General features: G+C 49.9%; 36 protein-coding genes. 29 read left to right on the top strand and 7 right to left on the bottom strand.

The genetic code is table 11. The features are described 5' to 3' along the window. Positions 1-142: 142 nt before the first annotated feature. From mntS to OGY62_RS06680, 4 genes are all read right to left on the bottom strand, one after another. Positions 143-271 (bottom strand): manganase accumulation protein MntS, encoded by a 129-nt coding sequence (gene mntS, locus OGY62_RS06695; RefSeq protein WP_047457949.1) that lies wholly within the window; start codon positions 269-271, stop codon positions 143-145. Positions 272-439: 168 nt separating this feature from the next. Continuing rightward, on the bottom strand, positions 440-1480 hold the full coding sequence (locus OGY62_RS06690; RefSeq protein WP_286451992.1) for a phage integrase: 1041 nt from the start codon (positions 1478-1480) through the stop codon (positions 440-442). An 18-nt stretch (positions 1481-1498) separates the two neighbouring features. Further along, entirely contained in the window at positions 1499-2218 is a 720-nt protein-coding gene (locus OGY62_RS06685; RefSeq protein ID WP_286451993.1) for a hypothetical protein, read from the bottom strand. A gap of 24 nt (positions 2219-2242) precedes the next feature. After that, positions 2243-2824 (bottom strand): phage repressor protein CI, encoded by a 582-nt coding sequence (locus OGY62_RS06680; RefSeq protein ID WP_286452001.1) that lies wholly within the window; start codon positions 2822-2824, stop codon positions 2243-2245. Positions 2825-2969: 145 nt separating this feature from the next. Here OGY62_RS06680 and OGY62_RS06675 point away from each other — a divergent pair, with 145 nt between their 5' ends. From OGY62_RS06675 to OGY62_RS06625, 11 genes are all read left to right on the top strand, one after another. Further along, complete coding sequence (locus OGY62_RS06675; protein WP_200089712.1) at positions 2970-3191, top strand: regulator; 222 nt, start codon at positions 2970-2972, stop codon at positions 3189-3191. Positions 3192-3221: 30 nt separating this feature from the next. Continuing rightward, positions 3222-3725, top strand: coding sequence for a phage regulatory CII family protein (locus tag OGY62_RS06670; RefSeq protein WP_200089710.1), 504 nt, complete (start codon positions 3222-3224; stop codon positions 3723-3725). 8 nt (positions 3726-3733) lie between these two features. After that, positions 3734-3961 carry a phage filamentation protein Fil family protein gene (locus OGY62_RS06665; protein WP_160880273.1) on the top strand — a complete coding sequence of 76 codons (228 nt, stop codon included), beginning with the start codon at positions 3734-3736 and terminating at the stop codon, positions 3959-3961. After that, entirely contained in the window at positions 3951-4379 is a 429-nt protein-coding gene (locus tag OGY62_RS06660; protein ID WP_160880271.1) for a hypothetical protein, read from the top strand. The genes OGY62_RS06665 and OGY62_RS06660 overlap by 11 nt, the downstream gene beginning before the upstream one ends. Further along, positions 4379-4780 (top strand): hypothetical protein, encoded by a 402-nt coding sequence (locus tag OGY62_RS06655; RefSeq protein ID WP_160880269.1) that lies wholly within the window; start codon positions 4379-4381, stop codon positions 4778-4780. Before OGY62_RS06660 ends, OGY62_RS06655 begins: the two co-directional genes overlap by 1 nt. Before the next feature lie 67 nt (positions 4781-4847). Continuing rightward, on the top strand, positions 4848-5081 hold the full coding sequence (locus OGY62_RS06650) for a DUF2732 family protein (protein WP_286451995.1): 234 nt from the start codon (positions 4848-4850) through the stop codon (positions 5079-5081). Beyond that, positions 5072-5785, top strand: a complete 714-nt coding sequence (locus OGY62_RS06645) for a hypothetical protein (protein ID WP_286451996.1) — start codon at positions 5072-5074, stop codon at positions 5783-5785. Before OGY62_RS06650 ends, OGY62_RS06645 begins: the two co-directional genes overlap by 10 nt. Continuing rightward, positions 5782-6111, top strand: a complete 330-nt coding sequence (locus OGY62_RS06640; protein WP_160880263.1) for a DUF3850 domain-containing protein — start codon at positions 5782-5784, stop codon at positions 6109-6111. The genes OGY62_RS06645 and OGY62_RS06640 overlap by 4 nt, the downstream gene beginning before the upstream one ends. Beyond that, positions 6101-6967 (top strand): DNA adenine methylase, encoded by an 867-nt coding sequence (locus OGY62_RS06635; RefSeq protein ID WP_160880261.1) that lies wholly within the window; start codon positions 6101-6103, stop codon positions 6965-6967. The genes OGY62_RS06640 and OGY62_RS06635 overlap by 11 nt, the downstream gene beginning before the upstream one ends. After that, positions 6964-7176 (top strand): hypothetical protein, encoded by a 213-nt coding sequence (locus OGY62_RS06630; RefSeq protein ID WP_160880259.1) that lies wholly within the window; start codon positions 6964-6966, stop codon positions 7174-7176. Before OGY62_RS06635 ends, OGY62_RS06630 begins: the two co-directional genes overlap by 4 nt. A gap of 1 nt (position 7177) precedes the next feature. Further along, positions 7178-9199, top strand: coding sequence for a replication endonuclease (locus OGY62_RS06625; protein WP_160880294.1), 2022 nt, complete (start codon positions 7178-7180; stop codon positions 9197-9199). 297 nt (positions 9200-9496) lie between these two features. Here OGY62_RS06625 and OGY62_RS06615 read toward each other — a convergent pair whose 3' ends face one another. Genes OGY62_RS06615 through OGY62_RS06605 form a run of 3 tightly spaced genes read right to left on the bottom strand, consistent with a single transcriptional unit; the run spans position 9497 to position 12662 of the window. Beyond that, the gene (locus OGY62_RS06615) at positions 9497-9820 is read right to left on the bottom strand and encodes an Ogr/Delta-like zinc finger protein (RefSeq protein WP_160880257.1); all 324 of its coding nucleotides are present in this window, start codon (positions 9818-9820) and stop codon (positions 9497-9499) included. After that, entirely contained in the window at positions 9817-10878 is a 1062-nt protein-coding gene (locus OGY62_RS06610; RefSeq protein WP_172773938.1) for a phage portal protein, read from the bottom strand. Before OGY62_RS06610 ends, OGY62_RS06615 begins: the two co-directional genes overlap by 4 nt. Then, positions 10875-12662, bottom strand: a complete 1788-nt coding sequence (locus OGY62_RS06605) for a terminase large subunit domain-containing protein (RefSeq protein ID WP_172773937.1) — start codon at positions 12660-12662, stop codon at positions 10875-10877. Before OGY62_RS06605 ends, OGY62_RS06610 begins: the two co-directional genes overlap by 4 nt. A 161-nt stretch (positions 12663-12823) precedes the next feature. On the opposite strand from OGY62_RS06605, the gene OGY62_RS06600 reads away from it, so the two are divergent. The 18 genes from OGY62_RS06600 to OGY62_RS06520 all read left to right on the top strand — a co-directional run bounded on the left by OGY62_RS06600 (position 12824) and on the right by OGY62_RS06520 (position 24378). Continuing rightward, positions 12824-13627 (top strand): GPO family capsid scaffolding protein, encoded by an 804-nt coding sequence (locus OGY62_RS06600; RefSeq protein WP_172773936.1) that lies wholly within the window; start codon positions 12824-12826, stop codon positions 13625-13627. A gap of 62 nt (positions 13628-13689) precedes the next feature. Further along, on the top strand, positions 13690-14712 hold the full coding sequence (locus tag OGY62_RS06595) for a phage major capsid protein, P2 family (RefSeq protein WP_233644175.1): 1023 nt from the start codon (positions 13690-13692) through the stop codon (positions 14710-14712). A gap of 3 nt (positions 14713-14715) precedes the next feature. Then, positions 14716-15414, top strand: a complete 699-nt coding sequence (gene gpM / locus OGY62_RS06590; RefSeq protein WP_172773934.1) for a phage terminase small subunit — start codon at positions 14716-14718, stop codon at positions 15412-15414. A 99-nt stretch (positions 15415-15513) separates the two neighbouring features. Next, positions 15514-15966 carry a head completion/stabilization protein gene (locus OGY62_RS06585; protein WP_172773933.1) on the top strand — a complete coding sequence of 151 codons (453 nt, stop codon included), beginning with the start codon at positions 15514-15516 and terminating at the stop codon, positions 15964-15966. Then, positions 15963-16469 carry a phage tail protein gene (locus OGY62_RS06580; RefSeq protein WP_172773932.1) on the top strand — a complete coding sequence of 169 codons (507 nt, stop codon included), beginning with the start codon at positions 15963-15965 and terminating at the stop codon, positions 16467-16469. Before OGY62_RS06585 ends, OGY62_RS06580 begins: the two co-directional genes overlap by 4 nt. Next, positions 16466-17173: a hypothetical protein gene (locus tag OGY62_RS06575; RefSeq protein ID WP_160880244.1), complete on the top strand. Its 708-nt coding sequence runs from the start codon at positions 16466-16468 to the stop codon at positions 17171-17173. The genes OGY62_RS06580 and OGY62_RS06575 overlap by 4 nt, the downstream gene beginning before the upstream one ends. After that, a complete protein-coding gene (locus OGY62_RS06570; protein ID WP_286451997.1) occupies positions 17170-18297 on the top strand; it encodes a DUF2586 domain-containing protein in 1128 nt (375 codons plus the stop codon). The genes OGY62_RS06575 and OGY62_RS06570 overlap by 4 nt, the downstream gene beginning before the upstream one ends. Next, positions 18294-18749, top strand: coding sequence for a phage protein (locus OGY62_RS06565; RefSeq protein WP_200089698.1), 456 nt, complete (start codon positions 18294-18296; stop codon positions 18747-18749). The genes OGY62_RS06570 and OGY62_RS06565 overlap by 4 nt, the downstream gene beginning before the upstream one ends. A 10-nt stretch (positions 18750-18759) precedes the next feature. Continuing rightward, positions 18760-19056, top strand: coding sequence for a phage holin family protein (locus OGY62_RS06560; RefSeq protein ID WP_160880241.1), 297 nt, complete (start codon positions 18760-18762; stop codon positions 19054-19056). Beyond that, positions 19053-19394, top strand: a complete 342-nt coding sequence (locus tag OGY62_RS06555; protein ID WP_000175564.1) for a M15 family metallopeptidase — start codon at positions 19053-19055, stop codon at positions 19392-19394. The genes OGY62_RS06560 and OGY62_RS06555 overlap by 4 nt, the downstream gene beginning before the upstream one ends. Next, positions 19394-19732, top strand: coding sequence for a hypothetical protein (locus OGY62_RS06550; RefSeq protein ID WP_172773928.1), 339 nt, complete (start codon positions 19394-19396; stop codon positions 19730-19732). Before OGY62_RS06555 ends, OGY62_RS06550 begins: the two co-directional genes overlap by 1 nt. Further along, positions 19704-19892, top strand: coding sequence for a hypothetical protein (locus OGY62_RS06545; protein ID WP_254303346.1), 189 nt, complete (start codon positions 19704-19706; stop codon positions 19890-19892). The genes OGY62_RS06550 and OGY62_RS06545 overlap by 29 nt, the downstream gene beginning before the upstream one ends. Continuing rightward, complete coding sequence (locus OGY62_RS06540; protein WP_172773927.1) at positions 19879-20136, top strand: putative phage tail assembly chaperone; 258 nt, start codon at positions 19879-19881, stop codon at positions 20134-20136. The genes OGY62_RS06545 and OGY62_RS06540 overlap by 14 nt, the downstream gene beginning before the upstream one ends. Next, positions 20133-20327, top strand: coding sequence for a DUF6890 family protein (locus OGY62_RS23375; protein ID WP_371321192.1), 195 nt, complete (start codon positions 20133-20135; stop codon positions 20325-20327). The genes OGY62_RS06540 and OGY62_RS23375 overlap by 4 nt, the downstream gene beginning before the upstream one ends. Continuing rightward, the gene (locus OGY62_RS06535; RefSeq protein ID WP_286451998.1) at positions 20324-22291 is read left to right on the top strand and encodes a phage tail tape measure protein; all 1968 of its coding nucleotides are present in this window, start codon (positions 20324-20326) and stop codon (positions 22289-22291) included. Before OGY62_RS23375 ends, OGY62_RS06535 begins: the two co-directional genes overlap by 4 nt. Then, positions 22288-22617 carry a DUF2590 family protein gene (locus OGY62_RS06530; protein ID WP_172773925.1) on the top strand — a complete coding sequence of 110 codons (330 nt, stop codon included), beginning with the start codon at positions 22288-22290 and terminating at the stop codon, positions 22615-22617. The genes OGY62_RS06535 and OGY62_RS06530 overlap by 4 nt, the downstream gene beginning before the upstream one ends. Next, on the top strand, positions 22614-23798 hold the full coding sequence (locus tag OGY62_RS06525) for a baseplate J/gp47 family protein (RefSeq protein ID WP_160880235.1): 1185 nt from the start codon (positions 22614-22616) through the stop codon (positions 23796-23798). The genes OGY62_RS06530 and OGY62_RS06525 overlap by 4 nt, the downstream gene beginning before the upstream one ends. Then, positions 23791-24378: a phage tail protein gene (locus OGY62_RS06520; protein WP_172773924.1), complete on the top strand. Its 588-nt coding sequence runs from the start codon at positions 23791-23793 to the stop codon at positions 24376-24378. The genes OGY62_RS06525 and OGY62_RS06520 overlap by 8 nt, the downstream gene beginning before the upstream one ends. Positions 24379-24382 lie beyond the last annotated feature (4 nt).

Here is a 24382-nt window from a genome sequence, read left to right as displayed (position 1 = left end):
TCAACTACTACAAGGAAAATGTTTTGCGAAGGGGGCAGCAAAACCGACAAAAAGAAAGGGTATTGAGATAAAACACAGCGCGAGCGCGCCTTGATGGCCGCGAAGATGGCGTCAAAATGGAGCGGCGTACCGCGACGCCGCGTTATTTTGACGAGGGCTGATCCTGCTCGGGTTTGCCGTTGATCATGTCACACAGCATGGACAGCAGCATTAACCGTACTTTAAAGGGAGAGTGGCTAAACACGCGCATACACCTCTTAAATTCGTTCATAGAAACCTCCTGACTTTACGATCCCATCGATCCGTGAGGGATGCCTGCATTACATACAGATATAGCACAGGCTATATTATAAAGCATCAACTATCTACGAAAAACAATAACTTAGAGTTTTATCAATAGGTTACGTTAGTTAATGTTCGTCATTATTCGGCAGTATTTCTAAGTTGTCGCGACAATTTTGCGACATTTTAGTGGGTTAAGCCGCACGGCATCTTCAAGGTGGCTTGGGGCGAAATGCGCATAACGCATCGTCATAGTGATATCGGCATGACCGAGTATTTTTTGCAGGACGAGTATATTCCCACCGTTCATCATAAAGTGGCTTGCAAATGTATGGCGCAGTACATGAGTAAGCTGGCCGGAGGGGAGTTCAATGCTTGCGCGTTCCAGCGCAGAGCGGAACGCGTTATAGCAGGGCTTAGGGAACAGAGCTCCTTTCGTTTCAGGCAATTCGGATAGAAGTTCATCATCAAGGGGGATCGTTCTGTTACGCTTCCCTTTGGTTTTGACGAATGTGACTTTACCGCCAGCGATCTGAGAGCTTTTAAGCGTTGCCGCTTCATTCCATCTTGCGCCGGTAGCAAGACAGATTTTCACGACTAGCTCTAAGTATTTTACTTTGCTTCGTTTGCATTCCAGCAAAAGCCGATCAATTTCTTCAGCTGTGAGGAAAGCCATTTCGGTTTCATCTGTGCGGTATTGTCTGACGTTCTCCAGTGGGTTAGGTGCTGACCACTCACCGATCCGTTTCAGCTCATTGAACATAGCTAGGAAATAAGCGTGTTCAAGGTTCATTGTTTTAGGTGAAACCTTAGAAACACGGTTAGTACGGGCATAATGCCCTTCAAGCCTTTTGGCGCGGTATGCTGTAAACAGCTGGGCATTAAACTCAGTGGCCAGCGGAAAACCCATACACTCCGCTGCCCAGGTCATTGCGTCTTTACGCTTTTCACCATTGCGCAGGGCAACGCCGTGGCGCTCGTACCACATTGTAATCAGGTCGATTAAAGTTCGTTTATCTTTCCCTTCACCTAACCACGGCGCACTATCTACCTTTTGAAGCGTGTGATTCTCAAATGCCAGGGCTTCCCCCTTCGTGGCAAATTTTTTACGTATACGCTTCCCGCTCTTACCATTACTACGGTTGACGGTGTAGAAGTCGGCGATCCACTGTCCATTGGGAGTTTTTCGTACTGACATATTTTTCCCACGAAATAATTATTTATTGTTGGTTGTCTGATTTTCTTTTATTAATTTAAGATATTCATATTTGAAAATACATATTGAATGATCTTTCAATGATAGGGCAAATGCTTTGTCTGCAAAAGCGTCAATATATCTGTAATTGTTATTAGCGCTGCTGCTACATATGGAGTTGGACTCTATTAAAAAGGTGTCCTTCCCCGACTTGATTCTCTCTCCTTCGAATACACCGCGTGAAAGAAAAAGTATAGGAAGAACACAGATTATGCTATAAGAAAGGGATTTGTTTTTGAACGGAATATACTCCATCAAGGCACTGTTTCTACTGGTTGTAAAATAAAAAATAGTGGATAGCGCCCAGCCAAAGGAAACGTACCTTTGCATTTTACTGCCAGTAATAAAATTGTATAGAATAGCACCAATAGTTATAGCAGCCATTAGTAATATGTAGCTAAAACGAATTATTATATCAATTTTCTCACCTTTTGTTTTTGAAGAGAAATTTTCAGTAGAGTTAGCTTTGGGGCCATTGAATATATTTAAGGCAACTTGCGTAAGATACATCACAATAGCTATTATCATTGGCCATATAGCAGATTTTATTATATCTGACACACCAATGTAATTAAGGATGTTAATATCAAAATGTCCCCAGAATCCCCATAGATAGGCGGTACTCAACATTAAGAGATATGCTGAAATGACAGTACTGTTTAGAATTGTTTTTTTTTCCATTGTAGTGATATTCCTTTAAATTAATTATTTAATTTTAAGTACCACTCGGCCAATAACGGTTATATCGTCAATTCCACAATCAAAAGCCATTCCTACGCCGCTAACTCTAACTTTCCGTACAGGTATACGCGTAAGGGTTCTGATGCTGTGCTTGCCCTCAACATTAACCAGCCAATCATCATCATAAATTTCAGTGAAATTTTGTTCGACAATGAATTGCGTGGCGTTATCAATAACGCAGATAGGATTTTGCGGTAATGGTTTTCCCGGTAAAAAAGTAACCTTGTCTAACAGGAGTATTCCTGATTCGTACAGTTGCCCATCCACTATTTTACGGCGTGGAATCTTTAATATGTCTAATTCTTCGTCGTTATACTTGCGCCCGTTGCCGGTTGCTAGCCACTCCAGGTTAACACCGGTTTCAGCGACACATCTCACAACCATATCCGCAGGAAAGCCGCCGCGTTTGTACCTTCCCGCCAAACTGCTGGAGGCCATATCAAAATGGTCTGCGAGCATCAATTTCGAAGTAAAACCATATGCCTCAATGACCCGGTCTAAAACTTCACTGCTATGTCCGATTTGTTCTAAAGGGAATTTGCTCATTACATCAATGGCGACTCGTAAAATGCGAAAAAAAACTTGATTTGTCGCTTTTTGCGATATAGCCTCTCCGGTGTTGTAGTTTTTTACGAATATTGACGTTTTTAGACCTGTATTGCCGTACAGGTTAACTTGTGGAGTTTGCCTTATGCGTCCAAATATTACAATCATCATCCCAGAACCATACCTGCCTTTAGACGAGTATTGCCGCCGTACTGGCACCAACAAAGAAACCGCCAGGAACCTGATCGAATACGGGAAATTACCTATCAAGCCGAAGGGTAAGCAAAAGAAAGGTCTGGTCGAAGTCAATATGGCAGCGCTCACCGTTCAGGCGTTAAGCGAATGTGATATTTCGCTTAACGCGTAATCCATCCTACGGATTAGGGAGAGGCAAACAATGTTTGATTACCAGACCTCTAAACATGCGCACTTTGATGCGGCTTGCCGAGCATTTGCAATTGAGCACAATCTTGAAGATGTGGCCGCTGCCGTTGGTATGAGGTCGCAGATCCTGCGCAACAAACTGAACCCAGCGCAACCGCACCGCCTAACCTGTGATGAGCTTTTGGCTATCACGGATTACACCGAAGATGCGCGTTTACTTGATGGGATGTTAGGTCAGATTAACTGCCTTCCATCCGTGCCGGTGAACAATGCCACTGAAGCCAATATGCAACTGTGTGCGCTTAGCGCCACTGCGTGTGTGGGCGCGATTGCTGGGGAAGCCGTATCAACTGGCCATATGACCGCCGCCCGCCGTACACAAATTCTTGATCGCGCCCGCGATGCTATCCGTAGCCTTTCTGTGCTGGCTTATACCGTTGAAACCCGCATTCACTCTGCGCCGGTTCTGGCCGCTGCGGTGGATCTGGTGACAACCAGCGCCACAGGCATGATGTGAGGAACAACATGAAAGCATTTGTTACTTACCTGAAAAAAGAATCACCCGCCATGCAACGGCCAAGCGGTTCAACGGGCTGGATAGAACTGCCGAACGGTCAGCGCTGGAACCCTGGCCACACGTATAAATTCAATGCGCATGAGCCTGTTCGAATGAAAGGCGGGGTGGTTTTACGTTTCTTGTCTACAAAAGCCCGTCGCCTGGTTGGGTGTATAGGGGGGCGCTATGGCGATTAGCCAGGAACAACAAAAGCGCGGACTGGAACATTTAAAACAGATTCGCCGCAAATATTTCAGCAATAGCAGCGAAGCCGCTGACTGGTGGGACAAATTAACTCCTGAATGGCGGGGTGTTGTTCTTCATGCAGCCGCAGTGACTTCTGGAACTGGGGTGTTTAAAGCCCACTTAAGTAAATGCTGCTGGCGAGAGCTTTTTGAACGCCTGGACTACAGAGCAATGATCCAACTGCGTCAGGGCATAGCCCGCGCGCGTCTTACGCTTGATGGTTTTGGGTCGTTGCGTGACAGCGATTTTTCCACCCGGTCAGCAAGCCGTCCAATCAAAAAGGCACACCCGATCAGCAGTCGTAACGGGGTGCAGATGATTATTGCTCCTCACATCGTTAATAAGTTACAGCAACAGGGGAATCACTAATGACCATTATTTCAGTTGAAGGAAAAATGTTGGGGGCGGAGCTGGCCGCGTGGGGTGTCCCACATAATTACGCTGTTACCTTTGCAGCGAAAAGCACTGCGAAAGATGGGCGTATCGCGTTGCATCCGTTCTTCTTTAACGACACAGAACACATGACAAGTCCGCGCCACTGGCTGGCCATTAATGCGGCTTTCTGGTGCTGCGTTTACCGCGAGGCGGAAAACAAAGAAGCGCAGATTGAAGCACTGGCCGGAATCCGTGCACTTTTCTATGCAGCTGGTGCGTTGGGCGTTGGCGAAATTAAGGCGCTGATCCAGGAGTGGTGGCGACACACTTACGAGTTGCACCAGGTTCCTGCGCCGAACTATTCAGCCGTCACTGTTCAACCCATTTTTCACTAATTAACTACCAGAAATTTTTGGCCACAGCTCAAGTGGCCGGGGATTCTTTTGCCTTAAGGAAACCAAAATGCACATGACACGTCAGGATTTACCTGCAACAAAATCAGGCGCTGACCTGCTGGCCATGCTCACCAAAGCCACGCAGGAAGGTAAAGCCGCAGCAGCTGATCTGTGTTCCATTCGTCTGGAAAAGCTGGCCACCCATGCAGCCAATGAAGGTTTAAGCGCAACGGAAATCGTTGAGTTAATCCGCGAAGAAGCCGCAGCGATTTGCAGCAAAGGCGGTGCAGCATGGAACTGAATAGCCAATTCACCAAAGAGCAGTTAATAGGACATGCGCAGCGGCGTTGCGAGGTGATAGAGGAAATTATTGCTGATCCAAGCACTGATCCCGTTTCGCGCGACTACTACAGACGTGAGGTGGTTATGGGCAAAATAGCGCTGGCATCGCTGACGGCTGAGCCGATTGGAGCTTTCCACATTGCCGATCAGCAGGTGGAAGGAACCACGGATTACATCAGGGATGGCGAGTGGCCTATTGATAACGGCGTCATTGAGGTCTATGCCGCCCAGCCAGTATCGGTAGTTCCTGCAACTCTTCCGTGCTCCGTGGAATTAAAGCCAGGCCTTATTATCGGCAAGGGCTGTAAAACAGAGACTTTGCTTACTGCGCTTCAACGTCGCGCCGACTATTACGCTGAAATTGACGCTATGACACGGGAAGAACGTGCAGAACATGAAGCCAATATCGAAGCATTCAAAGCCATGTTGCCGCAGCCAGCCCAGCCAGATATTGAAATGCTGTCCTCTGCACTGAGAAATGCACCTTTAGCGCCATCGGATAGCCAGGGCAGACCGAGAGTGCCGATAGTACCGGATGAAATCCCACCCGGATTAACTAGCAGGATTATTAATTTATTATCATCCGGTTTGAGAGATCACGCATTAACTCAGGAAATCTGGAACATCTGCCGTGCCGCCATGCTCAAAGGTGGTGCCAAATGACCATCAAAATTCACACGATAAAAATTGCGCCCAAGTACCTTAACGCAGTAGTCGCTGGCCAGAAAAAAGCAGAACTGCGTAAGAATGATCGTAACTATAAAACAGGTGATGTTCTTTCGCTGTGTGAGTGGAAGCACGGGAAATACACCGGGCGAGAGTGGGCGGCGGTTATCACTCATGTTTTGCCGGTGAATGAAATTATCGCTGGTGTAGACCGCTGGGTAGTTCTGTCCATTCGTTCAATGTCACCGCTTGAAGTGATGGAGTACATCATTTCTAACGGCGTATCAGGGCTGCTTTTAAACGGGGTTGAATATGGCCATTAAAACTCCGCTTAAATGGGTGGGCAGTAAAGCCCGCCTTATGCCAAAGCTACGTCCTCATTTACCAAAGGGAAAGCGTCTGGTTGAGCCGTTCGCTGGTTCGTGCGCCGTCATGATGAATACGGATTATGACGAGTATCTGATCGCTGATGTAAATCCTGATCTGGTTAATCTGTATAAGACGATGGCTTATCACACTGATGCGTTGCTCATTGAGCTGGAGGGTTTATTTTCTGCCGGTTCACTAGGCGATGAAGAAAGCCGGGCAATTTTCTATTACGCGGTGCGTGATGCCTTCAACCAGTCCGGCAAATCCTTTGGTTCTGAATCTGTGGAAGCTGCTGCGCGTTTCCTGTTCCTGAACCGGCACTGCTTCAATGGCCTGTGCCGATACAATCGCCGTGGCCAGTTTAATGTCCCGTTTGGGAAGTATAAAAAGCCCTATTTCCCAGTTGATGAGATCCGCGCGTTTGCAGATAAAGCCAAACGAGCAACGTTTATCACTGCCAATTATTCAGAAACGCTTGATTTGGTGCGGCCTGGCGATGTGGTGTATTGCGATCCGCCATATCTGACCGATGCCGATAATTTCACGGCTTACCATGAGCGTGGTTTTTCGCATATGGATCATGGTCGGCTGGCGCGTAAGTTGCGAAAGCTGGCGATGAAGGGTGTTAGTGTCGTCGCATCAAATAGCGATCTTGAAATGGTGCATTACCTTTACGCCGGTTTTAAATCAGTGCGTATTAATGCGCCGCGCAGTGTTGGTGCAGCGGCTACAAGTCAGAAATCAGCAGCTGAATTGATTATTAAGTCCCCCATCAACGTAACGAACGATGTTCAGGTGGTGGGGGCATGATGATGGAAATCCTGATCGGCGTTTATGCCTTATTTGCCTGTATTACCTTTGTTTTTCTCTTATGGGATGAACAGCAGGATGACTTCAGTCATGATGTTGATGACTTTTTGCTGATCACTTTAAGTGCAGTTTTCTGGCTACCACTGGTCGCGGCCGTGCTGGTGGCATTCCTGATTGATTTCTGGAAAAAATGGGTTAATCGTGGCTGATATGCTGGATATTGGCCAACATCACGCCGTCGATGCCTGGCGGCGTGAAACCTTTGCGCCGGGAACGCCAGCAGATGCCACCATCACAGAGCGCCGTTTATGGGCTGTTAATCCAGAGGATTATGAATGGCGCTCCCAGTACCTGCATGAGATACCCGACTGGTTAGCCGGGTATTTTGGCAACCGTTATGAAAAGCTGCTGGCTGGTCGTGACGGGCGTCGCCGTGCCAATACATTTCTGCGTCAGACTATCGGCGGGAATGTATTGCCACGTCTGCGCAAAGTGGCCGCACGTTACAAGCTGGCCGCTGATGCACTTGATCTTCCTTTTGGTAAGTCGCTGGAGCGACTGCCATCACTTGACCGTCCAGATCTTAAAAAACTGTCTGGACAGATATCTGGCTGGATCTCCCAGTCACTGTATGACTTCACCGATCAGTTTATGGGCAGCACTGAAGATGCCGCAGAGCTGCGCCGCCGTACGCTGGAGTCTTATCGCCATTTGTGCGCCTGTTCACTGATGCTGAATAATCAGCCTCCGTACTGGGCGGAACATGAAGCCAGTGACGGCCAACTGGAAACGCGCAAGGCTGAATCCGGCATCCTGCGCATGATGGCGCCAGAGTGGTGGTATCAGCGCCTTAAGCGTGCGCGTGATGTACAGCGTGAGCATCTGGCTATAGCTGTGGGGCAGGTACAGAAAGCAGCCAGTGCTTATGTGTCCCGTAAAACTCTGGGCGAATGGATAGAACAGAAAAAGCGCAACGCTGAGTTTTTTAAAAAATTCGACCTGATAAATGAGCATGGGGATCGCGTAGCGCTGGCTGATATGGTTCATGGTAGCGTGGCCAATCCAGCGATACGTCGCTGTGAATTGATGGTTCGTATGCGCGGATTTGAAGATATTGCCAATGACGAACGGCTGGCCGGTGAGTTTTATACCATCACCGCACCATCACGTTTCCATGCAGTGCACAGTAAAGGCGGCTTTGTTTCTCAATGGAATGGATACACGCCGCAGGATACCCAGCGCTATCTATGTGGTGTATGGGCAAAAGCCCGCGCAGCGCTCTCCCGCGCGGGTATCCATGTCTTTGGGTTTCGGGTTGTAGAGCCTCACCATGATGGGACACCCCACTGGCATATGTTGCTTTTTATGCGCCCACAGGATGTGGACACGGTACGCGATATTCTTTGCTATCACGCACGTATCACTGATTCTGAAGAACTACAAACCCCCCACGCGCTTAAGGCGCGTTTTCATGTTGAGCCTATCGATCCTAAAAAGGGGTCGGCCACTGGCTATATCGCTAAATACATATCAAAGAATATTGATGGCTTTTCGCTCGATGGCGAAAAAGATGATGAGACCGGGGAAAACCTGCGCGATATGGCTAAAGCCGTTTCAGCATGGGCATCACGCTGGCGCATTAGACAGTTCCAGCAGATAGGCGGTGCGCCGGTGACGGTATGGCGTGAGCTGCGCCGTCTGCCAGGTGATGGACAGATTTTACCAACTGAAGATATGGATAACGTGCGTTTTGCAGCAGACGTGGGCGACTGGCGAGCTTATACCGAGTGCCAGGGGGGCGCGTTTGTTATGCGTAAGGATCTGACCGTCCGCCTGGCGTATGAGGTAACTGAGCAGGGTAACGAATACGCAGAGGACGTGCAGCGCGTACAGGGCATCTACTCGCCACATATTCCAGATTCTGAGGTATGTACGCGTCTGGTGAAGTGGCAGAAGGTTACGAAGTTGGCCGAAGCGTCAGCGGAGGCGGGTTTTGACCTTGACCTTAAACACCCTTGGAGTTCTGTCAATAACTGTACTGAGGGGGGAACCCGCAGACGGTTAAAACTGGAGTTACGCAGTCGTGGTTTTGATGGTTCTGATGAGGAAATCACCATACTGACGCGGGGGAGTGGTTTAAGGTTTGGCCATACAGCCCTGATTTATCGTAATGGCAGGTTGCAGGAAGCGCGAAAAGAGCCAGTCCAGGAGTTATGGCCGGGATGGGTATAGTGTTGTAAGTCTGTGAAACACCTTCTTTTTGTCGGTAGATAGCAGGAAATTAAATTTCACAATTTGTGCTTAAAGGTGTACTGTATGTATATCCAGTTATTTTATGTTTTTGGGGGCTAAATGGATCTTTTGGAAGCGTCGGCACAGCTGGAGCGCATTGAGTTATTGGCCAAAATTGCCCATGTTTACGAAAGTGACCAGAGAGAGAAAACGATCGCTTTGGCCTGGATTGGTGAAATCGCGGGAGAAATGCGGGAAATGGTCAGGAAAGAAGTGAAAAGCCCCCAGTCAGGGGGCTTAGGCGGCGGGTGTCGCTTTCAGTAGGTCTAATGCCATCTGACGCTGATCGGGTGAAAGTGCACCCAGTATTTTTTGCACCATTGCATCACCCGTTTTAGCGCTGGGGCTGAGAGTGTGGGAGAACGTCAGATTCATGACAAACGTATGACCACACTCCACATCTGAACAGGCGCAGTAAATATCGGCAATCTGTCGGTGTTTCCGGTTTGTTTTACGAATAACAGCCTTTGAGCCGCATTCCGGGCATTCGATTTTCAGAACTCGCATATTCCATGCTCCAGCTGTTAAATAATGCCTGGATTTTAGCCTTTTTCGTCTCATACCGCATCCTTATCTGTTGATTCTGCGTAACTTAAATCAAAGTTAAGGTGCAGTCTTTCCGGTATTTCGGGATCGTTGTTAACGGCCAGCATGAACCGGCGCTGAATGGGTGCAACTTCGCTTTTCTTGTAAATACGTTCAGCCTTTTCAACGTCGCCCAGTCCGGCAGTGTTCTGCGGAACGATTCCGGCAAGGCCAGCAGGAAAGCGGTGTGCATTCAGAATGTCCTGGGCGCTGATATTCTTGACGTTTGCAAACTCATCCTTTGCGGAAATATCACCCATTTCAATGAATTTGATAGCGTCACCGTCGCCACCAGGAATATTTACCAGAATGGTGGAGAAGTTGCCGATCCCTTTACTGTCGCGCAGCTGCTGTTCAATCTCTTCTTCCATTTCGTCCGTCATGCTGGGGTCGCGGGTGTATAGAATACCGCCCGTGTGCGCACCGTTGTGGTAATAACGGCGCCGGAAAATGACAGCTTCACTGTTGAGTAACGCAGAATGCACACCGCCGATGTAATCCGGTAGCCCGTAGATGTGCTGTTGCGGGTCGTACATCTTAATGAAAATAATATCTTCCTGCGGCCATACCTCCGGTTCCCCTTCCTGTAATACCACGTAATCGCCAGGCTGATCCGTGGCATTGTCCCTGACCTTCCGGCGACGGATATACAGTCCGGGGAGAGGTTCAAGGCCGATCACGTCTCCCCAGCCATTGCGGATTTTACCAATTGCGATATCACCAAACGTTATATAGTCGAATGCTGCCGCCTCAAGCTGGTCATGAATCAGGCCACCTCCTTTGTAGTCGGAGATAATCATATTCTTGCGGGCGTGGATGATGCCGCCATGCTGCCCGTTAAGGTTAATCAGCTGTGCCAGCGCCAGCCGGTCAATCGGTTGTGTGAAATGATCGGCGGCGTTGTCGTACCAGATATCACGGTAGTCTGTGCCGGTAGTCAGTACCGGTTCAGGCTTGCCGAATGTGATAATGCTCATTTTTTTGGACTTATCGCCGCGCTGGTCGCGCTTAATGAAGCGTTTCTTTTTACTCATGCTGCCTTTTTCCTTACGCCCCAGCGGGACTGCGGTTTGTTTTCATAGTTAAGAGGTTCGTTATGTAGCGCGTGGGTAATTGCCCAGAATGCTTCCGCATGTCCGGTATCCTGACTGCGGTCAGCGACAAATGTCATCGCGTTACCGCTTTGGGTTGTTGTACGGCGCACGGCCATGAAGCTGGCCGGGATCTCCTTAAGGTTTTTGTCCCATTCGATACGCTGGCTTTCCACCACGTCCGCTGCTTTCAGTACCAGCTTATTTTTGGTGTTCAGGTCGTAACGAATTGCGACGGCCACGCGCATGGCAAAGTGCTGGATGTTGTCAAAAACACCCTGGCCAATGCCGGTCACGTCAACGCCCAGATAAGAAAAGTTGTACTGGCTGAACAGTTTTTCTATCTGCTTTGCCTGGTATCGGAAGTTCATGCCCTTCCAGTAAATAACTCTCAGAACGCGGAATTTCTCCACGGCGAGCAGTGGCGGAGCGATAATCACAAAACAGGACAAATCCCCGCTGCGTGCCGGGTCAAAACCTCCCCATACCGGGCGATCACCGAATGGCCGCGCCGCATCGGGGTTGTGATCCTGCCAGGTGTCCACCTCCACGCCGCAGGCTTCCAGGTCGGAAAAGCTGAAAACGGAATCCTTGCTGTCAACGAACACGCACATGTAGAGCATGTTGAATGTGGCGGTGTTGTAGCGGTTGCGCAGTTTCTCTATGTTGGCCAGGTTGAAGCCGCCCGCAATGGCATCCTCCATCGTAATGACATAGCGCCACTGTCCATCCGGGCAGAGTCGCCCGCCATCACGCATTTCGTCAAAGGACGGGAACTTAATGGCCGCACGTTTCTTGCTGCCCTGTTTCCATTCATCGCCTGTCCAGAACGGGTACGCCTGGTGTGTCTTTGCTGACGGTGTTGAAAAATAGGTGGTACGCCACTTGTCATGTGTGGCCATTGCGCTGGCCACTTCGTTAAGTCTGGCGAAGTTTGGCACCCAAAAATATTCATCGCAGTACAGGTGGCCGCTGTAGGACTGTGCAGTGTTTTTGTTGGTGGACAGAAAGCGCAGTTCTGCGCCGTTGCTTAAACGGATCGGGTTGCCGGTCAGCGTGATACCGAAATACTGCTCTGCAATGTTCACGATGTAAGACCGGAACACTTCAGCCTGAGCCTTTGATGCCGACAGAAATATTTGCGGATCGCCGGTCATCACCGCGTTTTCAAACGCTTCAAACGCAAAATACCAGGTCGCACCGATCTGACGGCTTTTCAGTATGTTCCTGACTTGCTGGCCAATGTTATTGCGCAGGTGCTTCTGATATTCAAAAAGATGTTCATCAGCCCATGCGTCAAAGTCCTCCTGCGTCAGCGATGAGATATCATTTTTCTTGTATTTGCGTTTCCCTTTCCGGCTTTCGTCGTGAACAGCGTATTCTCCTGTTTGTTCGCTGTTCTGATTTCCCCCCTGGCTGTTGGCCATCTTCTCTTTATGCTTATTACTTTGCGCACGCAGTTTCGTGGCATGTGCGATAAGCATGTCCATTTCTTTCAGGTCGAGATCGGTTTTGTTGTCGCGGCTGGCCAGCAGCTGGTAACGGCGTTCAATTGCTTCCTCTGTGCTTTCAAAACTGAGCAAATCCGCCCAGCTATATTTCTCCGCCCAGTAGTAAACGATCCGCGCATTCGGCAGATTTAATTCAGATGCAATTTCCTTTGGCGTATAGCGGCGCAGATAAAGTGCGCGGACAACGCCTTTTAATTCTTCAGAGTATTTAGCCATGCGGATAATTATGCCGTGGCTGTAATGAAAAAACGGTGGTGTTAATTCGTGTCTGTTCGGTAAAGCGTTATAACCGAACTGAACAGAATAAAGCGTAATGCGGTGGCGGTATTTATTGGCAATAATTGATTTGCAGCGTCAGGGAGTGGAGCAGGGGGGATATGTCACATTTAAAAACTGACTGGCTGTGTGTTGCTACCGAAGGTGATACCGTTGATGGCAGAGTAATTAAACGGCAGTGGATTATAGATATGGGTGAAACCTATGACTATAACCACTGGGTTGCTTTAATCTGGCCAGAACATGAGGACGATTGCGGTAATTTCGGTGAGGTGCTGGAAGCCACCTGGAGTGATGGTGATGATGGTCTGGCGCGGTTATATGTCAGCCTTTGCCCGAATATGCGCCTGATTTTCGCCAACCATGAAGATCAGCTTTTATTTTTCTCCATTGAGCCGGAAGAGAACTGGCGCGGTAGCGGACGGACTTACCTGAAAGGGCTGGCGGTAACAGACACGCCAGCCAGTATTGGCACCACACGGCTGCGCTTTAGTAGTCGGCGTAAAAAATTATCTGAACAGGGCTATTACAGCTGTGTAATTTCCCGTGACGGAAAAATAAAACAGGAAGGAAAAATGAAGAACTGGCAAAAATTGTTTGGTATCAAGCCGAAATTTGAAGATGAAACCACGCAGGATAATCCTGCGCCGGATGATGATAAGTTGCAGGCGCTTGCTAATGTGGTAAACGATCTGGAAGCGCGTGTCGCAAAAATTGAAAGTCAGATTAATGACGTTCAGGATGATGTTGATACCATTTCCGAAGTGGTTGACACGGAAGAATTTGCCGCTATTCGTGATAATGCGAAAGATATCGTTAAACGTTTTAACGATTTAGGTAGTAAATCAACCCGTTCACCTGGGCGTAAAATTTCGGAAAAAGCCGGGAAGTTTAATTTTCTGTAATCCGCTTTAACGCTGAATAACGCAGGTTAATTTTTATTATCGCTTAATTGCGAGGGAGTTTTATGCACCTTAATAATCGTGCGCGGGATTTACTCGATAAATATTCGGTGGGAATGGCCGAGCAAATGGGTACTCGTGATCCAAGCCGCTTTTTCTCACTAAATGACCCGCAGGAAAATGCGCTGCGTCTGGCCATGCTGGAATCAGTTGAATTTCTGGAAATGATTACCTGTCTTGACGTAGACCAGCTTTCTGGCCAGGTGATTTCTGTGGGCGCATCGCGGCTTCATACTGGCCGTAATGCAGCAGGGCGCTTTGTTCGTCAGGTTGGTGTGGATGGTAATACCTACGATCTGGTTGAAACGGACAGCTGCGCCGCATTGCGCTGGGATTTGCTTTCCGTATGGGCTAACGCCGGTAAAGAAGAAAATGAGTTCTTCAATCTGGTGCAATCCTTTTCAACCCAGATTTTCGCTCTGGACATGTTGCGCATTGGTTTCAACGGTACGCATCGTGCGGCCACTACTGATGCTGAAGCCAACCCAAACGGTGAGGATGTGAACATCGGTTGGCATGAACGCATGAAAACACTGCTCGACGGTAATCAGATTATGAATGATGAAGTCGTACTGGATCAGGCCGGTGACTACAAATCACTGGATGCTATGGCGCAGGATTTGATTAACGCCAAAATTCCGGCGCAGTACCGTAATGATCCGCGTCTGGTTGTGCTGGTTGGTGCAGACCTGGTTGCTGCTGAACAGTACCGGTTGTATCAGGCAGCTGACCGTCCAACAGAGAAAATTGCAGCGCAGATGCTGGGTAGCACCATTGCCGGGCGCAAAGCGATTATTCCGCCATTCATGCCGGGTAAACGTATGGTGGTTACGCCACTGAGTAACCTGCACATCTATACCCAGCGTAATACGCGCCAGCGTAAAGCCCGCTTTGAGGATGATCGCAAACAATACGAAAACAGTTACCTGCGCAACGAAGGTTACGCCATTGAAGTGCCGGAACTGTATGCAGCCATTGATGAATCGGCGGTGACCATCGGCGCAGTATCTGAACCAGCGGAGGGTTGATAAATGGCACTTTCTCCCGCACAGCGTCATAGCCAGCGCATTCTGGCTGAACAGCAACTGAAAAAGCGCCGGGCGATTGAAACGCTGGAGAGTCTGCATGTGCAAATCCAGATCCTGAATCAGGATATCGCGTTTTTACGTGGACTCCCGACGATTGCAGATCGTGTGACATACAAGCGCGATGAGCTGATTCCACGCTGGAAGCCGACTGTTGATGAATATCTGACAGGTGAAAGCGTGTATGAAAACCCGGTCTTTGCCTGGTTCGTTGTGTGGATGTTCGATGTTGGTGAGCTTGATGAGGCGTTGCGCCTGGCTGATATCGCGATTGAGCAGCAACAGCCAACGCCGGAGAACATTAAGAGCCGCTTTCCGGTATTTGTCGCTGATACGGTGATGGAGTGGGCGGAAAGCACGGCAGCAGCGGGGGAAAGTGTCGAGCCATATTTTTCACAGGTTTTTGAGAAAGTGACTCAGCGCTGGCGGCTTCATGAAGAGATTACCGCCAAGTGGTTTAAATTTGCCGGATTGATGCTGTTACGCGACGACAACGGCCAGCCACGCGCTACGGCAGTGGAAGATGTTGACACGTTGTTAAAGGCCAATGAACTGCTGGCCTGTGCTGAAAATCTCTATAAGCGCATAGGTGTAACTACTATGCGAGCACAGATTGCGGCACGCATTCGCAGTCTGACGAAATAAAAACGACTACCGCAAGCCAGGCGGACGCGGTGGAGGGCAGAACACCTTGTGTGTAACTGCGCCGTGGAAACCGGTCAGTCCGCCTTTTTCGGGGGAATTATGTTTAGCGGAAAGCCGCTGGATTATCAGGATGAGCCGCTGACAAATAACGGCTTCTGGCCGGATCTGAACCTGAAAGACTTTCAGGCGCAGCGGTCACTGCCGCCAGATATTGACGCGGACACAATCAGCCAGGCGCTGCTTGCAGCTGTAGCGGAGGTCAATGCGGAGCTGGAGAACGTGGAAGCCATCTGGAAAACAAAAGGATATGTGCTGGCTGCGGATGTGCCGGGCGTAAAAATGGGCGGGCTTAACAGTCTGTGCGCTCAGTACATGAAAGCTGTATTTGCCAGGGCAAAAGCGGATCTGCTGGGGGAGTTTGCCACAATCGGGCGGCGTGATTCTCATCCTGGACAGGAAAGCCAGGAAACCCGCGCCGGATTACTTGCTGAGGCTTCAGTGGTGATCCGCCGTATGAAAGGGCTGAAAAGGGCAACGGTGAAAAAAGTATGAGCCAGACGCAGATTCAAAGCCTGACCGAATTTTTTAAAGAGAACGTCCCGCCCCGCGCGATGCAGTCGTTTGACAGCGTGCTGGATGAGATGAAGTTCATTCCTGCGGCGAAGGATTACGGGTTGGGACAATACCGCCAGGCTGTGATCCGGTATGACGCGGTGCTGAGCTGGGGGCGTTTCCCTTATCGCCTGTGTCCTCCGCAGTTGCTTATGTCCTTACTGGCGGCGTGGCTGGATGATGCTGACAGGGAACTACTGGATGAAGTGGGGCTGAGTGAGGCGGAACCAGACTGGGATGTATCGGTAGAGGATGAGGAAACGGCCACTGTTGTGCTGACCGTGCCGATGGTGGAAGAACTGGTGATCAGGCGGGACGATAACGGAGCTATTCCGTGGCAGGGGGAGCGCTGGTCACTGGTTGAGCCTGAAATCTGGACGGCGCTGACTGCCAGCATTTACAGCGTGGATGAGGCTGGTGCGCCGGTAGGTGAGGGGGAATGATTGTCGGTGGCGAGCTGAATAAAAAGCAGCTGGCCGAATTGCGCAAGGCGCTGGCCAGCATGGATCTGCCGCCGAGAAAACGGCAGCGTCTGATCTGGCGTCTGGCCAAATATGGCGTGATCGCTGCGGCGAAACGGCATGTGCGCAATCAGGAATCACCGGATGGTCAGAAGTGGCCAGGGCGTAAGACAAAACGCAAAGGGAAAATGCTGCGTAACCTGCCAAAGCTGCTGCATATCCGTGAAATGCCAGAAATTCAGGCTGTGCGGATCTATTTGCAGGGTGGTGGCTACCGGAACGGGGAAACACCGGTTCCGGCCGGGACAGTAGGTTACGCACAGCAAAACGGAATGCGCGTGACTGTCAGTCGTCGCAATCAGTCACGGAAGGCAGAGGCCGGGAAAATGGCCACGCCAGCACAGGCCAAAAAACTGAGGGCGCTGGGCTATCGGGTACGAACTGGCAAGCGCTGGAAAAAGCCCACACTGGGTGAGATTACGCAGACGATGCCTTACAACCAGGCGGGGCTGTTGATTCGGAAGTTAAGCGGTAAAGCGGTGAAAACAAGCTGGACAGTGGAACTTCCTGCCCGTGTATTCCTGGGCATGAATGACGATGAATTTGATAAAGCGCTGGCGCGTCAGCTTCAGGCCATTGGCTTTGGCTGGAATGTTAAGGCGCAGGATATTAAGGGGAAAACATGACCTGGCCAAATGTGACAGTGAACCAGGTAAATCAGCTTCTGGGCGAAACCAATGAAGTGGAACGCACGCTGCTGTTTATCGGTACGGGTACCAAAAATGTAGGGAAAACGCTGGCGGTGAATGCCCAGAGTGATTTTGATTCACTGCTGGGTGAGGAGGCCAGCCCGCTGAAAAATGATGTTCTGGCTGCGCTGGCGAATGCTGGCCAGAACTGGTGGGGATTCATTCACGTCCTGTCAGCTGAAGCGGAGGAGGACGCCTGGGTTAAAGCGGTTCTGGCCGCGCAGGTGGTGTGCTCTGTGGAAGGCGTGGTGTTGTCTGATGATGTAGCCACTAAAGCGCAGGTAAATCAGGCCGTGACGTTACGATCCACGCTGATTTCAAAGTATAGCCGCTGGGTGTGGTTCATTCTGGCCGCGCAGGGGATGCAGAACGAAGAAGCACAGGCGGATTATCTGGTACGCATGGCCACCCTTCAGGATGGTATTGCCGAAAAGTCAGTACAGCTGGTTCCGCGTCTGTGGGGGAATGAACCGGGTGTGCTGGCGGGGCGTCTGTGTAGCCGTGCAGTGACTATCGCAGACAGTCCAGCCCGTGTGAAAACCGGGGCGCTGCTGAACCTGGGCAGTGATGAAATGCCGGTTGATGGTGCCGGAGTTGTGCTGGAACTGGCCACACTTCAGGCACTGGAAGCGCAGCGCTTTAGTGTGCCGATGTGGTACCCGGACTATGACGGCTTTTATTGGTCTGACGGGCGCACGCTTGATGTGGAAGGGGGTGATTACCAGTCAATTGAAACCCTGCGTGTTGCCGATAAAGCGGCGCGTCGTGTGCGTTTGCTGGCTATCAGCAAAATCGCAGATCGTTCACTGAACAGCACGCCGGGCAGCATTGCTGCACACCAGACGCTGTTTGCACGTCCGCTGCGTGAAATGTCTACTGCCGCCAGTATTAATGGGGTGTCATTTCCGGGGGAAGTGAAGCCGCCGCAGGATGGTGATGTGACCATTGTCTGGAAGAACAAAAAGACGGTGGATATTTATCTGGTGGTGCGCACCTGGGAAGTTCCGCTGCAAATCACTATCAGTCTGTTACTTGATGCCAGTCTGGAGGCCGCTGCATGAGTAAACGTATTTCGGGCATGTCCTTTGATACCTACCTTGACGGTGATCTGATCCATATCGAGAAAATCACACTTGATATCACGGATAACAGCACCGCCGCCCAGACCCGTGGTGTGCCGGATGGTCATGTTGATGGTGATGTGGCCGCAGAGGGAGAAATTGAGGTCAGTTCAAAGGTGCTGGGCGTACTGACAGCTAAAGCCCGCGCCGCAGGTTCGTGGCGTGGTATTGAACCACTGGATTTTCTTTTTTATGCCAAAGCGGGTAGCGAGGAAATGAAAGTGGAATCGTTTGGCAACAAACTCCAGCTAAGTAATCTTCTGGATATTGATCCGAAGGGGGGCGGTGTGGCGACGCACAAAATCAAATATTTTGTGACCAGCCCCAAGTTCGTGAACATCAACGGCGTGCCGTATCTGGAAGCGGAAGCCACGGAAAATCTGATCGGATAAGGAAGCCATAATGCAGGAGTATGAAAAGGGGTTCATTGCACTGGTAGTCATGGGGGCGGTGATTGCACTGGGTAAGTTGCTCAATAGTGACGAGCCGATCACTTTTCGCCTGGTTGCCGGGCGCGTTATTGTCGGCAGCGGGTTGACGTTGATCGCCGGGGTGGCGTTGTATTTTGTCCCGGATATCCATCCTCTGGCAATTGCCGGTTTTGGTTCTGCTTTGGGTATTCTCGGCCAGAACGTGGTTGAGGCATGGCTGCGCAAGCGTGGTTTTTCAGGGATTTTTGATAAAGGGGCAGGAAGATGACACTAAGTGAAAAACAACAACGTTTTACGTCGATGATTGCGTTGTTAATTCAGTATGCAAATGCGAATGGCATGTGGTTGACGTTTGGTGAAGCGTACCGCACACCAGAACAGGCTGCGCTGAATGCGAAGAAAGGCAGCGGTATTTCAAACAGTCTGCACACCCTGCGGCTGGCTGTAGATTTTAATCTGTTCGTGAAAGGGGAATACAAAACCCGTACTGAAGATTATCTGCCGCTGGGGGAATACTGGGAATCTTTAGGCGGCAGCTGGGGCGGGCGCTTCAAATCAAGGCCGGATGGTAATCATTTCAGCCTGGAACATAACGGGGTGCGCTGATGAGCAGCGGGCAGTGGCTGGTTGTGGTGGCGCTGGCGTTTGTCTGGGGCTGGCTGACTGCGGACTGGCGGCGCGACAGTCTGGAGCTGGCAATCAACACAGCTGCACAGGTGGCGGGCGATAAATCGCGGAAGGTGATGCAGGATGTTGCCAGTGATTCCGCCAGAACGCTGGAAGATAAACTGGAGGCGTTGAAAGATGCGCAACCGCGCGAAATTCGCACTGAGGTGCTTAAGCCTGTTTTTACCAATGTTTGTCTGTCTGATGAGTTTGTCAGCATGTACAACAGCGCCGCAGCCAGTACCGAACGTGCGCTATCAGGAAAACCTGAAAACTAAATGTGCCACGCAGCTACCACGCCTGAATGGTGCAACAGGTAAAGACGCAGCAGAATTACTGACGATTTATCTTGAAATTTATGGCCAGTGTGCCGCGCGTCATAATCAGTTAGTAGACGAAATTAATTTAAGAGAGAGTATTAACTATGGAAAAAATTAAATTGTGTGTTTGTGGTGTGGATATTGTTTTTGAACCGAACCAGACCGCATACAATAAATTTATTAATGAAATGGCAATGGATAATAAAATTGCCCCTGCGCATAATTATCTGACGCGTATTGTTTCGACTGAAAGTAAAGATGCGCTTACGGAAGTATTGAAACGACCGGGCGCCGCACTTCAACTGGTCAGTAAAGTAAATGATATTTACGCGCCAGAACTGGAGATTGAAGTAAAAAACTGACAAAGCGAGTCCATGACATTGAACGAAATGGACTCGAACAGTATTTAATTCTCCGTCGTCATTATTTGCCACATGGTCAGGATTCCGTTGACGATATTGCCGCAGCTATATGGCTGGATAACCGTCACTGGGAATATACGGGAATAGCCGTGGCTAATGGCGTGGCTAAAGCATTTAAAGGCACTGAATGAAGCAATTAGATTTTACATTAAGCCTGATTGATAAATTGTCCCGCCCGTTAAAACAGGCGCAGGGTAACGTAACGGGCTTTGCTGAAAAATCAAAAGCAGCCTTTATGCAGATTGGCGGAGGCGGGCTGGCACTGGCGGGTACAGGTATGGCCATTAAAGGTGCGCTGATGCCCGCCATTGAAATGTATGACGCGCTGAATGATGCGGCTGCAAAAGGGATTGATGATTCTGCGCTTAAAACTGTTCAGCGTGATGCGCTGCGCTTCAGTACAACATATGGTGCCAGCTCGGTGGAGTTTGTTAAGTCCACTGAAAATATTAACGCTTCTATTGCCGGGCTGACGGGCAATGAGCTGCCGAAAGTGACGAAAGTCGCCAATATTCTGGCTTTTGCGCTGAAGTCTACCGCTGCGGATACAGCGGAGTTTATGGGGCAAATGTTCGGTAACTTTTCCGCCGATGCTCAAAGGCTGGGCAAGGTTGAATTTGCTGAACAACTGGCCGGGAAAATGGTGTACATGCGTAAAACCTTTGGCACAGAAATGGCCACTATCAAAGACTTGATGGAAGGTGCACGCGGAGTCGGGACTAACTACGGCGTGGGGCTGGATGAACAGCTGGCCGTACTGGGTCAGTTAAACCGTACGCTGGGTACGGAGGCAAGTAGCGCTTACGAGGGCTTTATGACAGGCGCTATTGACGGGGCTAAAAAGTTGGGGCTGTCCTTCACTGACTCAACCGGAAAAATGCTCTCGATGCCGGAAATGCTGATCAAGTTGCAGGGCAAATACGGGAAAAGCCTGGAAGGGAACCTGAAAGCACAGGCGGAGCTTGATGCGGCATTTGGTGACAGTTCGGCCGTGGTGAAGCACCTTTACGGCAATGTAGCGTTGCTACAGCGGAATATCACAGAGCTGGGAGGGGCGGACGGGCTGAAGCGTACCCAGGAAATGGCGCAGAAAATGGTTAAGCCGTGGGATCGCTTTGTCGAAATCCTTAAAGCTATCCAGCTCGTCATTGGACTGACGCTGATCCCGGTGCTGTATCCGTTGCTCAACCGCCTGGCGGATATGGGACAGACTTTTGCCCGCTGGATGCAACTGTTTCCCAACATTGCGCGTGTCGTTGGTTATGCAGCATTGGCCTTACTCAGCTTTGCCGCAGTGGGGGCTGTGGCAAATATCGTGATGGGTGTATCCAAATTTATCATGATGGGGTTACGTGGGATCTGGTCTGCGCTGACGGCTGTTACGAAGGTATATACCGCCACGGTATGGCTGGCTAATATGGCCGTGATTGCCTGGAACGCCACGCTGAAATTTCTGCGTGGTGCGTTGCTGGCGGTTCGTATGGCGGCAATGATGGCCGGGATTGGTATCAATCTGATGAGCTGGCCGATTCTGCTTGTGATTGGTGCGATAGCCCTGCTTGCTGCCGGTTGTTATCTGTTGATTAAGCACTGGGATGCGGTTAAAGCCGCAGTGATGAATACTGAAGCATTTCAGGCATGTGCGTCGGTTGTTGAGTGGCTTGCCGGGGTGTTTGCTTCAGCCTGGCAGTTTATCAGTGAGGGCTGGAATAGTTTTATTTCATTGCTGACCAGTTTTTCTCCTTCTCAGGCATTAAGCGGGCTGGCCACGGGTATCGTGTCGCTGTTTGATAATGTCTGGCTATCCGTTAAAAACGGTTTTTTGAAATCATGGAACTGGATTATAGAAAAAATAAATAAAATTCCCGGAGTGGATATATCATTGGCGACAGATACCGCACCATCTTTGACAGGTAACACTCTTTCTACTGGTGGGGAATTAAAGGGCGTTGACAGGGGCGGCATTAATAAAGCTATCAGCAGTAATTCAAAATCTGTGACTGATAACAGCCGGAAAATTGGTGTGGTGAATGTTTATCCAAAAGAAATGGTAACGCCTGGTCAGTTAATGGAGTTTCAGGAGCTTGGCGCATGAATGAGAGTCTTTATATTGATTTACTTATTCAGAATGGTGATTTTGTTCTGAATACTGGCCGCGAACCTGAATTGTGTAATAACCGTCAAAGTATAGGACAGGATATTACTCATTCTATTATCGAAAGTGGATTAGCAACGGAACTAATTGCTGAACGTAGCCCAACTATGCGGGCTGATATTTTTACTCGCATGGAATTACTGATTGAAGATGATGAGCGTATTGTGCCTGGAACGGTAGAAATCAGTGAGGAAAGTCAGAAGCGATTATGGATCACTGCCAGCACATATGATTTTGGCGGAATTTCTGCGCAGGTGGATTTATGACGGAAAAACCACAGGTTGATTTTGAAGAGGTGGTGAAAGCCAGCGGAATGCCGGTGACGGAATCTGAGGTGCGAGACCGATTTAATGCGATTGCAGATGATGAGGGCATGATCACCAACACTTCAAAAATGTCACCGTTCTGGAAGTTGATTACAGCTATTGTGGTTGCACCGGTGATGTGGCTGAAGGACGTCATAGTGTCCACTGTGCTGGCAAATATGTTTGTGGCCACAGCCAGTGGGAGTATGTTGCGGCTGCTTGCCTGGGCTGTGAACGTTACGCCAAAACCAGCCAGCGCTGCGCAGGGTGTGATCCGGTTCTTTAAGGAAGATGCAAAAGCTGTGGTGACGGTGAAGGCCGGGACGCTTATTCAGACAGAACGCATCAACGGTAAAGTTTATGGAGTGGCCACAACACAGGATGTGGTTATTCCTTCAGGGACGGCCAGTGCGCTACTGCCGGTAAAGGCGACGGGAACGGGAGGCGCTTACAATCTTGCGCCGGGATATTACCGCATTCTGCCAGTTGCCGTTGATGGTATCAGCCACGCCGCCAGTGAAGAGGACTGGCTGACTGTACCAGGGGCGGATGAGGAAAGTGATGATGAATTGCGTGAACGCTGCCGGAATCAGTTCAACCTTGTGGGGAATTACCATACTGATGCCGTATACCGGTCAATGATTGCCGGAGTTGCCGGGTTGAGTATTGATCGGATTTTCTTCGAGCATGAAGCACCGAGGGGGCCGGGAACCGCCAATGCGTATCTGCTGCTTGATAGCGGGGTGGCATCTGCGCCGTTCGTTGATGCCGTCAATGACTATATCAATAGCCAGGGGCACCACGGTCACGGTGACGATATGCAGTGCTACGCAATGCCGGAAACGCTTCACGATCTGTCCGTCACTGTTTACGTCAAAAACCTGAGCAATTTAAGCGATGACGAAATAAAAACGCTGAAGGATGGCGTTGAAAACATGATTCGCTGCGCATTTCGTGAAAATGCTGATTTCGACGTCAGAAAGACGTGGCCGTATTCGCGTTTTTCATTTTCCCAGCTTGGGCGGGAGATTCACAAAACATTTTCGCTGACGGAATCACTGACGTTTTCTCTTGGTGACATTACCAGTGATCTGAGTGTTCCGCGTCTGAAATCACTGGTTGTGAGCATAGAAAATGAATGAGTTCCTGAAAAAGCTGGCGGGGATGGTGCTTCCGTCATGGATGAATAAAGGTGAACCCGCAAAGCTGCTTAGAGTTGCTCGCCGGTACTGGACGGAAGTTTACGGCTGGATCACATGGCCGTTGAATCAGTTTGATCCGCTGACGTGTGCACCGGCATTACTGAACCTGCTGGCATATGATCGCGATATAACCCGTTTTGACGGGGAACCGCTGGCGCTGTTTCGTAAGCGCGTGGCGTATGCCTTTGTTAATGCCCGTGATGCCGGTTCTGTAGAGGGATTCATCAATATTTTTGATCGGCTGGGGATTGGGTATGTGGAGTTACAGGAGCGTCAGCCGGATATTGACTGGGACGTGATTCTTGTTCGCGTCACAGACAGTCAGATAGCGGACAACACGCAGCTGTTGATCCAGATTATCCGGCAGTACGGCCGTACATGTCGCCGTTATCAGTTTGAAGTGATTACGTCTGAAAGCCTGGTTATCCGGGCAGGATGGGATCAGGGGGAATACGTTGTTTATCCGGCACGGCTGGTCGATGCGGAAAACAACGGCGCAACATTCAGCGCGAGTTTATAGGGAG

Source organism: Citrobacter sp. CK198, assembly GCF_030333295.1.
Lineage (GTDB): Bacteria > Pseudomonadota > Gammaproteobacteria > Enterobacterales > Enterobacteriaceae > Citrobacter_B > Citrobacter_B koseri.
This window is presented reverse-complemented; position numbering and strand designations above follow the sequence as displayed.